The 13,571-nt window shown below is 73.1% G+C and carries 7 protein-coding genes; 3 read left to right on the plus strand and 4 right to left on the minus strand.

Features of this window, described 5'->3' with window-relative positions:
- Window positions 1-796 precede the first annotated feature (796 nt).
- A complete protein-coding gene (locus LWC33_RS08755; protein ID WP_233303749.1) occupies window positions 797-1,672 on the plus strand; it encodes a type IV toxin-antitoxin system AbiEi family antitoxin domain-containing protein in 876 nt (291 codons plus the stop codon).
- 569 nt (window positions 1,673-2,241) lie between these two features.
- On the opposite strand, the gene LWC33_RS08760 is transcribed toward LWC33_RS08755, so the two are convergent.
- Window positions 2,242-3,414: an acetyl-CoA hydrolase/transferase C-terminal domain-containing protein gene (locus LWC33_RS08760; RefSeq protein WP_233303750.1), complete on the minus strand. Its 1,173-nt coding sequence runs from the start codon at window positions 3,412-3,414 to the stop codon at window positions 2,242-2,244.
- 52 nt (window positions 3,415-3,466) lie between these two features.
- Between LWC33_RS08760 and LWC33_RS08765 the strand changes: the two genes are divergently transcribed.
- Both LWC33_RS08765 and LWC33_RS08770 read left to right on the plus strand, forming a co-directional pair.
- Window positions 3,467-4,477 (plus strand): glutathione S-transferase family protein, encoded by a 1,011-nt coding sequence (locus tag LWC33_RS08765; protein ID WP_233303751.1) that lies wholly within the window; start codon window positions 3,467-3,469, stop codon window positions 4,475-4,477.
- A gap of 257 nt (window positions 4,478-4,734) precedes the next feature.
- On the plus strand, window positions 4,735-6,006 hold the full coding sequence (locus LWC33_RS08770) for a glycoside hydrolase family 3 N-terminal domain-containing protein (RefSeq protein WP_233303752.1): 1,272 nt from the start codon (window positions 4,735-4,737) through the stop codon (window positions 6,004-6,006).
- A 127-nt stretch (window positions 6,007-6,133) separates the two neighbouring features.
- Here the strand turns inward: LWC33_RS08770 and LWC33_RS08775 are convergent, their stop codons facing one another.
- The 3 genes from LWC33_RS08775 to LWC33_RS08785 all read right to left on the minus strand — a co-directional run bounded on the left by LWC33_RS08775 (window position 6,134) and on the right by LWC33_RS08785 (window position 13,566).
- The gene (locus LWC33_RS08775; RefSeq protein WP_233303753.1) at window positions 6,134-7,024 is read right to left on the minus strand and encodes a hypothetical protein; all 891 of its coding nucleotides are present in this window, start codon (window positions 7,022-7,024) and stop codon (window positions 6,134-6,136) included.
- 147 nt (window positions 7,025-7,171) lie between these two features.
- Window positions 7,172-7,951 (minus strand): beta-ketoacyl-ACP reductase, encoded by a 780-nt coding sequence (locus tag LWC33_RS08780; protein ID WP_233303754.1) that lies wholly within the window; start codon window positions 7,949-7,951, stop codon window positions 7,172-7,174.
- A gap of 2 nt (window positions 7,952-7,953) precedes the next feature.
- On the minus strand, window positions 7,954-13,566 hold the full coding sequence (locus LWC33_RS08785) for an ATP-binding protein (protein ID WP_443719701.1): 5,613 nt from the start codon (window positions 13,564-13,566) through the stop codon (window positions 7,954-7,956).
- Window positions 13,567-13,571: the final 5 nt, after the last annotated feature.

Below are 13,571 nucleotides of genomic sequence, written 5' to 3' on the forward strand. Positions count from 1 at the left end.
GGATTTCGACCTTCTCGGTCCCGGACCGACGATCATGGTCTCGGTCGGCGCGCCACTCCGGTCGTGGTCATCGGTCGTGGACGCGCCACTCGGGCCATGATCACCGGTCGCGGACGAGGAGGGTCGGATTTCGACCTTCTCGGTCCCGGACCGACGATCATGGTCTCGGTCGGCGCGCCATCCCACGTCATGATCACTATTCGTGGACGAGGGCGGTCGGAATCCGACTGGCTGTGTCCACCACGGGTGATCACGGCCTGCGGCTCGCTCGCGGACGCGAGGCCTCTCGAGGTGGCCACGGCCTGCGGCTCGCTCGCGGGCGCACCCCTCGATCCCCGCCCGCCTCCGACCATGATCACCGATCCTGGACGAGGGAGGTCGACTTCCGACCGCCTCCGTCCAAATCTAGTGATCATGGTCTGTGCGTTGCCGGAGCGCGCCCTTCCCGGGCCGTGGCCTGCCTGCCTACTTGTCGTGGTCACCCCTTCATGGAGAAGGAGGGGCGATATCCGACCGGCGGACTCCAGGAGGAGTGATCATGGTCTGCGAGCAGCTCCGGGATGCGCCGTCCCTGAAGGGGCACGGCCTGCGGGTCGCGGATGTGCCAGCCCAAGGGGGCACGACCTGCGACTGCCCCCGGGTGGGCCTTCGCGGCCTAGCTGCCGCCGGCCGTGATCGACGGACGTCGGAGGTTGACTGTCGACGTCCCGGACCAATGATCATGGCGGGTTCGCGACCGTGAACGAGCCGAGTGAAGCGGGTCCGCTTATCCCAGCGCCGGGCCACGCTGTGCGCCATGGACGACCGCCTGCACCGCCTGCTCGTGCGCCAGGACGGCGTGATCGGCCTGGACCAGGCCCGTGAGCTCGGGCTGTCCGCCCGAGCGGTACATCGGCGCGTCGCCTCCGGCGCGTGGCAGAGGGTGGCGCCGCGGGTCTTCCTCGTCGCCGGACACCCGTCGAGCGACGCCGCGCGGATCCGGGTCGCGTCGATCTGGGCCGGTCAGCGTGCCACCGTCTCCGGCGAGGCCGCAGCCTGGTGGCACCGCATGACGGAGCGTTGCCCTCCGCGCGTCCAGGTCACCGTTCCGCCGGCGAGGCGGCCCCGGCCACCGGAAGGGATCATCCTGCGACGCCGGGAGCTCGCACCGGCCGACGTCCGCTCCCTCCGTGGCGTCCGGGTCACCGCTCCCGCGCTCACCGCACTCGAGGTCGCGGCAGCGCTGCCGGCGGGCGGCTCGGAACTGCTCGACCGGGCGCTGCAGCGGCACGCCACCTTCGAGGAACTCCTCTCGGCCTACCACCGGGCGCTCGGCTGCACGGGTGCCGCTCGCATGCGCGCCCTCGTCACGGCCGCCGCCGACCGCGCGGACTCGGGCGGTGAGCGGGTCCTGCTCGCTCTGCTGCGGCGCGCCGGGATCGACGGCGGGGTCCGCGCATTGCCGTTCGGACCGTGGACGATCGACCTCGCCTTCCCGGCGGAACGGGTCGCCGTCGAGTTCGACGGGTGGGCGTGGCACGTCGACGCAGTGCGCTTCCAGAACGACCGGGACAAGCAGAACGCGCTGGTCGCAGCCGGGTGGACCGTGCTGCGGCCGACCTGGCACGACGTCCACGACCGGCCCGACCACGTCGTCGCGCAGATACGGGCCGCACTCCGTCGTGCTGCATGATCAGCTGCCCGGGAGCGAAACGGTCGCTTCCCGACCCTGCTTGTCCACGACTGGCGATCATGTGTCGTTGACGATTCGCCGCGGCGTGTCTCGCGCCGGGTGATCATCTGTCGTGGAGCGGGACGGTCCTCTTCCGCCGCCCGTCCACGACTGACGATCAAGCATCGTCGGTCAGTCCGTCGTGGTGGGGCCCGTGCGCCCTGGGCTGGGTGGTCATCCGTCGTGGAGCGGGGCGGTCGTTTTCCGACCTTGCTCGTCCATGACCGGTGATCATGCATCGTCTGCAGCTCCGTCCCGGCCGGTGGCGCGCCGGATGATCACCCGTCGTGGAGCGGGGCGGTCGTTTTCCGACCCTGCTCGTCCACGACTGACGATCACGGGTCTCGGTAGGTCCGGCGCTGCGTGACGTGTCGGGTGATCAGCCGTCGTGGAGCGAGGTGGTCGTCTTCCGGCCCTCCCCGTCCACAACCGGCGATCACGCGTCGACGGCGGGTTCGTCGCGGTGCGCCCTCGGCCAGGTGGTCATCCGGGGTGGAGTGGGACCACCGATCCGCCACCCACCCCCACGATCACGATGCGGCGCGGAACTCCCCGCCCCACAACTCCAGCAGCGCGGACCGGCGCTCGGCCCGGTCCAACCCCCGCAGGTCGGCGACGCCCCGATCGGTGACCACGATCTCGACGTCGTGTGAGGCCGTGGTGACCGGGCGGGAGAGGCGTTCGACGAGCGTCGGCCGCTCCTTCACCGTCGAGGGCATGGCGATCACGGACAGCCCGGACCCCCGCACGCCCGCGGCGCAGAAGTCGGGATGTCCACCGATCATGCCGGCACTGGCCCGCCCGACGCCCTCGACGTTGACCTGGCCGTCGAGGTCGATCTCCAGCGCGGCGTTGAGGCCGATCAGCGGCGGAGCCCCCGCCGCGGACAGCCGGCCCATGTCGTGGGTGACCTCGACCGGGTGCAGGATCCGCCGGCCGTCGGCCCACTCGTAGAGCCGCCGGGTGCCGCACAGGTAGGCGGCGACGGGGTCGTCGAGCAGCAGGCCCTTCGCGTCGAGGTCGACCACGGGGTCGGGCAGCAGCCCCGAGTCGATCCGCACCGGCACCTCCAGCGCCCCGACCATCGCCTGCGCGAGCCGGCCCGGCCCGACCTGCACCCGCGCGCCCTCCGGGACGAGCCCGGCGACGTGCCGCGCCACGATCTCGTCGGCCGGGGTGGGGGTGGCGTCGGGGATCTCGATCGGGGGCGCGTCCGTCTCGCCGAGCACCGTGACCTGCTCCTCGGGGATCGGCGGGCCGACCTCGGCGAACGGGGCGGCGGTGGAGACGACGGCGGCGACCGGCACCCCGGCGTCGACGATCCCGCGCAGGTAGGAGGCCTCGGCGCCGAGGTGCAGGCCGTCGGGACCGCGGACCAGCGTCGCGACGAGCAGGTCGGGCTTCAGGGCCCCGGCCATCAGGGCCGGGACGGCCGACAGCCGGCAGGGGACGACGTGCGCCTGCCCCGCCTCGACCATGCCCCGCACGCCCGGGCCGCCCATCAGCACCCGGATGTCGGCGAACGCCGCGGGATCCAGATCGGGGGCCAGGCCGGGCATCCAGCCCAGCACCAGCCGCACCGCCTTGCCCTCGGCCGCCCGGCTCAGCGGGCCGTGCAGGGAGAGCGGCGTGCCGCACCCGTCGCCGAGGGCCACCCGCATGCCTGGGCGGACCAGATCCGACAGCTCCGTCGCGGTGACCATGGTCGGATTCGACCACACGGCGGGACCGGCCGGGAGGACCTAGATTCCAGGTATGGCCGACATCGCAGGCGCCGCCCAGTCGAGCACGGACGAGTTCGTGCGGGAGCCGCTCGGCGTACAGGAGCGCATCACCTCGGACGGGTCGTCGCCGTGGCCCGTGGAGCCGGACCGCTACCGGCTGGTCGGGGCCCGCGCCTGCCCGTGGGCGAACCGCGCGATCATCTCGCGCCGGCTGCACGGCCTGGAGCCGGTGATCTCGATGGGCATCACCGGCCCGCTGCACGACGAGCGGAGCTGGCGCTTCCACCTCGACCCGGACAACAAGGATCCGGTGCTGGGGATCGAGTGGTTGCGCGAGGCCTACGAGAAGGCGGTGCCGGGCTACGACAAGGGCGTGACGGTGCCGGCGGTCGTGGAGGTGGCCAGCGGGAAGGTCGTGACCAACGACTACAAGGCCCTCGAGTTCGACTTCGCCACCCAGTGGTCGGCCTACCACCGCCCGGGCGCGCCGGACCTGTTCCCGGAGAAGTACCGCGACGAGATCGAGGAGCTCTCCGAGGAGATCTTCCACGACGTGAACAACGGCGTGTACAAGGCCGGCTTCGCCAAGGCGCAGGGGGCGTACGAGCGGGCGTACACCACGCTGTTCGACCGGCTCGACGAGCTCTCCGACCGGCTCGCCGACCAGCGCTACCTCGTGGGGGACACGATCACCGAGGTCGACGTGCGGCTGTGGGTCACGCTCGTCCGGTTCGACGCCGCGTACCACGGCCACTTCAAGTGCAACCGGCAGAAGCTCAGCGAGATGCCCGTGCTGTGGGCCTACGCGCGCGACCTGTTCCAGACGCCCGGCTTCGGCGACACGATCGACTTCACCCAGATCAAACAGCACTACTACGGCGTGCACGCGGAGATCAACCCGACGGGCATCGTGCCGGCGGGGCCCGACCCCTCCGGCTGGCTGACCCCGCACCACCGCGAGGAGCTGGGCGGCCGGCCCTTCGGCGACGGCACCCCGCCGGAGCCGCCGCCGGTGGGGGAGCAGGTCCCGCCGCTGAGCTGATGCGGATACGCCCGGCTCCGTGCGTGGACGGCCGTCGACGACCGTCGCGCCGCTGCTGGCGAGCGCACGTCCCGTGCGGTGCTGGAGCCGCTGTGGCGCGGCTGGTGCACCGCTACGGACGACCATGATCTCGGGTGTGGAGCGGAATCCGCGGTCGGCGCGGGGTCCGCTCCACGAGTGGTGATCTTCATGCCCGGCCCGACGCGCGCGGCGGGGGTGTGCGGGGCGGGAGCGGTCGGCAGGGACACTGGGGTGCGATGCGGATCGAGAGCTTCCCTCCCGGAGACCTGGCGCCCGACGCTCCCGAGCGGCCGCGCCCGCCGCGTCGGCGCCGCCGCGCGGTCTCGGTCCTCAGCGCCGGGCTCGTGGTGGGCGCGCTCCTGGCCGGCGTCGCGGTGATCACCGGCGCGGCGCCCGACGTCGCCCTGTCCGCCCGCAGCCAGCAGACCCCTCAGCAAGACCCTCCCCAGGCCCCCCAGCAGGCCGCTGCGCAGCCCTCGCCCGAGCAGGCCCCGGCGGACCCGCGTCCCACCTGCGCCTCCATGGTTCAGGCGCTCGACCCACGCGACCGCCTGGCCCAACGGCTGATGGTCGGCGTCGAGGCCGCCGACCCCGCCGGCGCCGCGAAGATCGTCCGGGACTCGCACGTCGGCGGCATCTTCCTGGGCGGCAACGCGACCGCCCTGCTGCAGAACAAGGCGCTCGACGCCGTGCAGCAGGCCGGGAACCTGCCGGTCGCCGTGGCCGTCGACGACGAGGGCGGGCGCGTCCAGCGCATCGACGACCTCGACGGCACGCTGCCCAGCGCCCGCGCGATGGCGAAGAGGACGCCGGAGCAGGTGCGTGCCCTCGCCGAGGAGCGCGGCCGGCAGCTGCTCGCCCGCGGCGTGACCTGGGACCTGGCGCCGGACGCCGACGTCAGCGACCGGCCGGCCAACTCGGTGATCGGCGACCGCTCCTTCTCGAACGACCCGGCCGTCGTGACCCGGTACGCCGGCGCCTTCGAGGAGGGGCTGCGACAGGCCGGCGTGTACGGCGTGCTCAAGCACTTCCCCGGCCACGGCCACTCCAGCGGCGACTCGCACCAGGGCCGCGTCTCCGTGCCGCCGCTCGACCAGCTGCGGCAGGCCGACCTGAAGCCCTACGCCGACCTGCTCGGCGCGCTCGACCACGACCGCGTCGGTGTGATGGTCGGGCACCTCGACGTGCCGGGCCTGACCGACGACCTGCCCTCCTCGCTCACCCCGGCGACCTACCGCCTGCTGCGCGACGAGTACAGGTTCGACGGCATGGTCATGACGGACGACCTGGGCGCGATGAAGGCCGTCAGCAACCGGTTCACGCTGCCGCAGGCGAGCCTGACGGCGCTGGAGGCGGGTGCGGACGTCGCCCTGTCGTCGAACGTCGAGCCGATCGCCCCGACCCTCGACGTCCTCCAGCAGGCCCTCGACTCGGGGAAGATCCCCGCCGCGGACAACGACCGCGCGGTCGAGCGGATCCTCGCCGCGAAGAACCTCTGCCGACGGTAGAGGAAGAACCTCTGCGGGGCGGCAGAGAACGCCGAACGGCGTCCCCGCGCGGGAGGCGGGGACGCCGTCCGTGGTCACGGGGCCGGTGCGTGACCACCCGGTGTGGCCCGGTGACGGGCTCGTGGGATCAGGCCTGGCCGGTGAAGATCACCGGGTCGGAGAAGAGGTCGCGCTTCCACTCGGCCTGCAGCTCACCGGCACCGGAGCCGACGGCGAAGGCCTTCTTGTACGTGTAGCTCTTGCCCGGCAGGAGGGTGGTGGACTCGGCCGCCTCCAGCTGCTGCAGATCGGTGATCTCGTCGGCGTGCGCGCCGGCGAACGTGGCGTCCGGCCCGTTGCCGAAGGTGTTGACGTCGAAGTTCTGGGTCGTGCCGTTCTGCACCGTCACCGTCAGCAGGACCGCGCGGTCGATGTTCTGCGGCGCGGCGAACCGGGACGGGGTGAACTTCGCCGGCGCCGCGATCGTCACCGCCAGGCCGTCCTTGTAGGTGTACGTCTGCCCGAACGCCACCGTCTGCGATGCTGCAGGGGCGCTGGCCGCGGCCGTGGGGGCGGCGGGAGCGGCGGCCCCGGACACCGTGCCCGAGGTCGCGGAGGTACCGCTGACCGCGCTGGCGAACGCGGTGGCCCAGAGGATGCACACCAGCAGGGCGATCGCCGAGAGCGCGATGCCCGCGATCGACAGGCCCTTGTTGTCCGCCTTCCCGCTGGTGACGCGCTGCAGGCCGAAGCCCGAGAGGAGCAGGCCGAGGATCGACAGCGGCCACCCGATCACGCCGACGAACGGGATCCAGGCGACGAGCAGGGCCAGCAGGCCGAGGACGAAGCCGGCGGTGCCGAGCCCGTTGCGCGGCTGCGGCGCCGGCGGCGGGACCGGGGCGTACTGCGGCGGGACCTGCGCCCACGGCTGCTGCGGGTACTGGTCGTACTGCGGGTACTGGCCGTACTGCTGCGGCTGGCCGTGGGGGCCGGGGTACGGGGGCTGTCCGCCCTGCGGCGGCTGCGAAGAGGTGGTCACGCTGATCCTTTCGGTCCAACCCACTAGTCCTGTTACCGCTCCGGCGGTCGATCATCAGAACTGATGAGAACGCCGACGGCGCCCCGCCGGGAGGGGGGCGCCGCCGTGAGCACGGTGAGGACCGTGCGGACTGCGAGGACGCGGGTCCTACATGTCCAGCCCGCCGTTGACGGCGAGGATGCTGCCGGTGATGTAGCCGGCGTCGTCGTCGAGCAGGAACTGGACGGCGCGGGCGATCTCCTGCGCCTGCCCCAGCCGGCCGACCGGGACCCCGGCGAGCAGCTTCTCCAGCACCTTCTCCGGAATGGCCGCCACCATCTCGGTCTCGATGTAGCCCGGGGCCACGCAGTTGACCGTGATCCCCTTGCGCGCCACCTCCTGCGCGAGGCTCTTGCTGAACCCGAACAGGCCGGACTTCGACGCCGCGTAGTTCGCCTGGCCCACGGCGCCGGACTCGCCGATCACCGAGCTGATGTTGACGATCCGGCCGAAGTTGTTGCCGGACATGTGGTCCAGCACGGCCTTGGTCATGTAGAAGGCGCCGGAGAGGTTGATCCGCAGCACCGCGTGCCAGTCCTCGACCGTCATCCGCCGCACCGTCTTGTCGACGGTGATCCCTGCGTTGTTGACGAGGTAGTCGATCTTCCCGTAGGCCGCGAGCACCTCGTCGGCGTAGCGCTGGCAGTCCTCGGGCACGCCGACGTTGCCCTGGTGCACCGAGACCGAGCAACCCTCGGCGCGGAGCTTCTCGGCCAGGTCCTCGGCGGCCTTGGCGTTGGAGCTGTACCCGGCGGCCACGTGCACACCGGCGCGGGCCAGGGTGGTGGTGATGGCCGCCCCGATCCCGCGGGCGCCGCCGGTGACGAGGGCGACGCGGGGCTCGGGGTGGGTGTCGGTCGCGAGCGGAGCGGGTGCGGCGGAGGTCATGATCAGGTCTCCAGTTCCTCGAGTGTGCGTGCGATGCCCCGGCGGACGGCGTCGACGAGGTACGGCCGGAGCTGGTGCGGATCGACGATCTTGTGGACGGACCCGACGCGCTGGGCCCGCTGGATCGAGTGGGTGCTGTCGAACTCCTCGGCCACGGCGCCGAGCTTCTCCGAGCGGACGGCGGCCCGGACGGAGGCGAGCTCGGCGCGCAGCCGGGAGGCCTCGGCGTCGGACCCGGCCTCGACGGCGGCGGCGATGCGCGCCTCGAGCCCGGTCACCCGCTCGTCGGCCGCGGTCCGCTTGCGGACCTCGCCGGCGAACACGACGGCGGCGGCCGGTGCGCCACCGAGCACGGAGGCGTACGAGCCCTCGACGGCCGCGACCTCCATGTGGTCGTTGAGGGTCGCGGAGAAGACCACGAACGCCCCGCCGTGGTAGCGGGAGACCACGCAGAACACGATCGGACCGTCGAAGTTGACGATCGCCCGGCCGATCTCCGCGCCGTACTCCAGCTGCAGCGAGCGCAGCGACTCCGGCGAGCCGTCGAACCCGGAGAGGTTCGCCAGCACCACCAGCGGCCGGTTGCCGCTCGCCGCGTTGATCGCCCGCGCCGTCTTCTTCGACGAGCGCGGGAACAGCGTGCCCGCGGTGAACTGCTCGGGCCCGTCGACGGGCAGCACGCCGCGCCGCGGGATCGGCTTGGACTCGATGCCGAGCAGCGACACGGGCTGCCCGCCCAGGTGGGCGTCGAACACGACGACCGAGTCGGCGTCGTGCATGTCGGCCCACCGCTCGAGCGGGGCGTGGTCCAGGTCGGCCACGCCGCGCATCACGGAGCGGATGTCGAAGGGCTTCTTGCGCCCCGGGTTGGTCTCGGCGGAGAAGATCTCGCCGAGCGTGGTGAACTCCCCGCCCTCGTGCGGCGCGGTGGTGACGTCGCGCTGCACGGGGTCGTTGGTCGGGGCCGGCCGCGGGAACCGCTCGCCGGGCACCCGGTAGGTGTGCTCGTAGTGCCGGAACAGGACGTCGACGGCGCCGGCCAGGTCGGGCGCCCAGTACTGCGCCTGCCCGTTCGGGCCCATGATCCGGTCGTAGCCGCCGATGCCGAAGTTGTCCTCGGCCGAGACGCCGCCGGAGTAGTCCAGGCTCTGCTTGCCCGTCAGCACCATGGCGCTGTCCGGCGTCATGACCAGGATGCCCTTGGTGTGCGTGAGCATCGTGGCCTCGGCGTTCCAGTAGGGCTGGGCGCCGACGTTGATCCCCGTGACGACGACGTTGACCTCGCCGCCCGCCTGGGTGAACTCGATGATCGCCCGCAGCGCGCGGGAGATCCAGTCCATGTTCTCCGTGCCGGAGTCCATGGCGATCTTGGCGCCCGACGACACGGCGAACCACTCGACCGGCACGTCCAGCTCGCGGGCGAGCCGGATCGCCGCGCACACCCGCGCGCACTCGGGCTCGGCCAGCGCGCCCAGCCCCCGCGTCGGGTCGCCGAGCAGCACCACCCGGGTCATGCCCTCGGGCTGCTTGGCGGTGGGCGCGGTGACCGTGCCGAGCACGATGTTGGCCGTGTTGCGGCCCGGCTCGCGCTCGACCGGCTCGGCGACCGGGTCGGTGCCCGAGCCGTCGACCAGGTCGTACTCGACGAACGTCCCCTCGGGCCCGGTGAGCATCGGGATGATCTCGTACGGGTAGACGGCCCCGCGCCGCTGCGCCTTGATGACGTTCTGGGCGTAGGAGTCGAGCTCGCGCATGAGGCCCGTCGGCGGCTCGTCGAGCCGGACCGTCAGGCCCGCGCCCGGCGGCCGGGAGAGCCGCAGCAGGTACTCGTGCGGTGCGGCCTCACCCCGGCGGTCGGCCCGGAACTGCACCAGCACCTGCTCCAGGCCCAGCGACCCGGTGCGGGCGGCGAGCCCGCGGACCACGGCGTCGAGCTCGTCGAACGGGATGTCGACGGTGGGCCAGACGTGCAGAAGGATCCGGTTCCAACCCAGCTTGGCCAGCTTCGGGTCCCGGCTGCGGGCGCTGCGCAGGCTGTCGAGGCAGGCGTCGATCGCCCGCTCCAGCTCGGGCAGCGACCGGATGACGCCGGCGTCGTCGCGCAGCACCGTGAGCCGCCGGACGTCGGACAGGGCCAGCAGGCGCTGGTCCTCGCGCACGTTCTTGCCGGTGGCGTGGAACAGGTGCACGTCCGGCTCGGCCGGCAGCCGGCGCAGGTCGAAGTTGCCGAGCCGCCACAGCCCGAGCCGCTCCGCGACGAGCGGGTGCAGGCCGCGCAGCGTGCGGTCCTCGACGAGCGTGCCGTCGGGCTCCGGGCGGAAGGTGAACCAGACGGGGCCCGGGTCGGCCAGCGCGTCGGCGACCTCGGACGGGTTGGGGCGCACCGCCACCGCGACACGGGCGACGCGGTCGACCGGCACGGCGCCGATCGCGGCACGCACCCGGTCGGCCCGGGCGTCCGGGTCCCCTCGGTCGTCGGCGTGGGTGGAGGTGACGTACAGGTCCACCAGCGCCGTGCGGCCCTCGGGGAGCTCCTCGACCAGCCGCCGCAACTGGTTGGCGGCGGCCAGCGCGCGCCGCGGGTCGTTGTTGTCGATCACCGTGGCGAGGACCGTGTAGTCGTTGCCCCGATGCGTGTACGACGCGCTGAGCACGGGCAGCCCGAGGCTCTCGTTGATCCGGAGGTCCTTCAGCTGCCGGATCCGGTAGTAGCGCCGGGTCATGACCTCGAGCAGGGCGGCGTTGTGGTGCGCGCCGAAGACCCCGAGGATCGGCTCCGACGAGGCGACCAGCGCCTCGATCCGCTGCGCGCGGTCCGCGGCGTCCGGGTGCTCGGCCAGCTCGTCGAGCTGCGCGCGCACCTCGTGGTGCACGCGGTCGCGCTCCGCCTCGACCGCCGGGGCGTCGAAGCAGTGGTAGCGGACCTGGCGGGCCAGGTCGCCGACGACGGGGTGCCGCAGCTGGGTGGCCCGGACCAGGTCGTCGAGCGTGCGCAGGTACTCCTCGCGAGTGGCCGCCGGCAGCCCCGCCAGGGATTCCGGGTGCGCCAGGCGCCACTGCAGCAGGTTGAGGATCACCGGCTCGTGCGCGGTGGCGCGGCGGTGGGCGAGGAACATCCAGTACAGCGCGGGCTCGAGCCGGGCGTGGGACCCCTCCAGCTCCACGCCGTAGTGCGCGAGCGCGCGGCGCAGCTTGGCGCGGAAGGACTCCGGCAGCTGCTCCTGCTCGACGTCCCGGGACCGCAGGTAGGCGTGCAGGTACTCCTGCGGGTTGCGGCCCGACTCGCCGTTGCCGTTGCCGTTGCCGTCGGGGCCCTCGCCGTCGGACTCGCGGCGGTTGCGCGACAAGGCCGACAGGTCGGTGAAGATGCGCAGCACCGCGGTCTCGCCCGCGAGCACGGCCGGGTCGTCGCCGGGCAGGGCGGCGCGCGCGGCGTCGAGCCGGGCCAGCAGCGGGCGGGACTGCCGCTCGTCGACGTCGAAGCCGAGCACCTGCCAGCGCAGCGCGGTGAGGGCGTCGGCGGCGACGGCGGCCGGGTCCTCGTCCGCCCCGGTGCCGAGCAGCGCGGTGAAGTCGGCGCGGTCGCCACCCGCGGCGGGGCCGGCGGCGTCGGCGGCCGGCTCCAGCCGGACCAGCTTCGTACCGCCCTCGACCTGCGTGTTCGACGGCACCAGGACCTCGGCGACGGTGCCCGCGAACGGGGCCCGCAGCGCGGTCTCCAGCTTCATCGACTCGACGATCGCGACGACGTCGCCCTCGGCGACCTCCTGCCCGGCGGTCACCGGGACCGCCACGACCATGGCCGGGGCGGGCGCGCGGACCATGCCGGCCTCGCCGCCGGAGATCCGGTGGACGGCACCGTCGACCTCGACGAGGTAGTCCGTGTCCTGCGGCGCCGACAGCACCGAGTAGGTGGTGCCGCCGACGGTGAGCCGGCGCTCGAAGCGGCCGGACCGCTCGACGTCGACGTCCACGGCCTGCGGGGCACTGCCGGGCACCTCGAGGACCACGCGGTAGCGGTTGGCCCGGGTGCGGGCGACCCGCAGCCGGTAGGACTCGCCGGCCGCCCGGACGTCCGTCTGGTGCCAGGTCTCGGCCCCGACCTCGGGGCGGCCGCGCTCGGCGGCGGTGAACAGCCGCTCCTGCTGGCGGGCCACGTGCCCGTCGTGCGCCTCGACGGCGGTGGCGAGCAGCGCGACGTCGAGCCGGCGCGGCGGGGTGTAGCCCTCCGCCATCATCCCGTCGAGCCAGGTGGTGTCGGTCTCGCCGGCGACCAGCTCGGGCCGCTGCAGCAGGTCGAGCAGGAAGGCCTTGTTGGTGGTGCCGCCGTCGATCACCGCGGCGGTCTGGCGCAGCGCGCGCAGCAGCCGGGCGCGGGCCTCGTCGCGGTCCCGGCCCCAGGCGATGATCTTGGCGATCATCGAGTCGAACTGCGGCGGGATGACGTCGCCGGTCGCGACGCCGGTGTCCACCCGGATGCCCGGGCCGGCCGGCAGGGCGAGGTGCTCGATGACGCCGGGTGCCGGCGCGAAGCCGCGCTCAGGGTCCTCGGCGGTGAGCCGGGCCTCGATGGCCCAGCCGGTGCCGCGCGGCGCCTCGGGAGCGATATCGGCCAGCTTGCCCCCGCCGGCCACGTGCAGCTGCAGCTTGACGATGTCGATGCCGGTGCACGCCTCGGTGACCGGGTGCTCGACCTGCAGCCGGGTGTTGACCTCGAGGAACGACAGCAGCCGCTCCTTGGGCTCGTAGAGGAACTCCACGGTGCCGGCGTTGACGTAGCCGGCGGCGCGCACCAGCTCGGCGGCCGAGGTGCGCAGCAGCTCCTCCTGCTCGGCGTCGAGCGCGGTGGAGCCGGACTCCTCGATGACCTTCTGGTTGCGGCGCTGCACCGAGCAGTCGCGCACGCCCAGGGTCCAGACGTCGCCGGTGGCGTCGGCGACGACCTGCACCTCGACGTGCCTGCCGCCGCTGATCGCGCGCTCCAGGAACACCGTGGTGTCGCCGGCGGTCTTGCCCGCCTCGGACGAGGCGCGCTCGAAGGCCTCGGCCAGGTCGTCGGGCGTGGTGACCTTGCGGATGCCGCGGCCGCCGCCGCCCGCGGTGGCCTTGACCATCAGCGGGTAGCCGATCGTCTCCGCCTTCGCCCTGGCCGCGGCCAGGTCGGCGACCGGCCCGCCCGACCAGGCCGCGAGCGGCACGCCGACGCGCTCGGCGAGCTTCTTCGCGGCGATCTTGTCGCCGAGGTCGCGCATGACCTCGGGCGACGGACCGATGAAGGTGATGCCGAGGTTCCGGCACAGCTCGGCGAACTCGGCCTTCTCGGACACGAAGCCCCAGCCCGGCCAGACGGCATCGGCGCGGGCGACCTTCAGCGCGCGCTCCAGCTCCGCGTAGTCGAGGTAGGGCGACGGACCCAGGTGGTCGGGGTCGTCCGGGCCGATGAGCACGGCCTCGTCGGCCTCGCGCACGAACATGGCGCGGCGGTCCACGGCGGTGTGCAGCGCGACGGTCCGCAGCGGGGATCCACCCGCGGCGTTCCACTCGCGTACGGCGTGGATGAGCCGCATTGCGGGCTCACCACGATTGACGATCGCGATCCGGGAGAAGCTGCTCACAAGGG

It is taken from the genome of Pseudonocardia terrae, from assembly GCF_021343995.1.
GTDB classification, from domain to species: domain Bacteria; phylum Actinomycetota; class Actinomycetes; order Mycobacteriales; family Pseudonocardiaceae; genus Pseudonocardia; species Pseudonocardia terrae.

What these genes read in the sequence shown, in the direction of transcription:
- LWC33_RS08780 (WP_233303754.1), bottom strand. Translation starts at nt 7,951, where the DNA reads ATGACCTCCGCCGCACCCGCTCCGCTCGCGACCGACACCCACCCCGAG.
- LWC33_RS08760 (WP_233303750.1), bottom strand. Translation starts at nt 3,414, where the DNA reads ATGGTCACCGCGACGGAGCTGTCGGATCTGGTCCGCCCAGGCATGCGG.
- LWC33_RS08765 (WP_233303751.1), top strand. Translation starts at nt 3,467, where the DNA reads ATGGCCGACATCGCAGGCGCCGCCCAGTCGAGCACGGACGAGTTCGTG.
- LWC33_RS08770 (WP_233303752.1), top strand. Translation starts at nt 4,735, where the DNA reads ATGCGGATCGAGAGCTTCCCTCCCGGAGACCTGGCGCCCGACGCTCCC.
- LWC33_RS08755 (WP_233303749.1), top strand. Translation starts at nt 797, where the DNA reads ATGGACGACCGCCTGCACCGCCTGCTCGTGCGCCAGGACGGCGTGATC.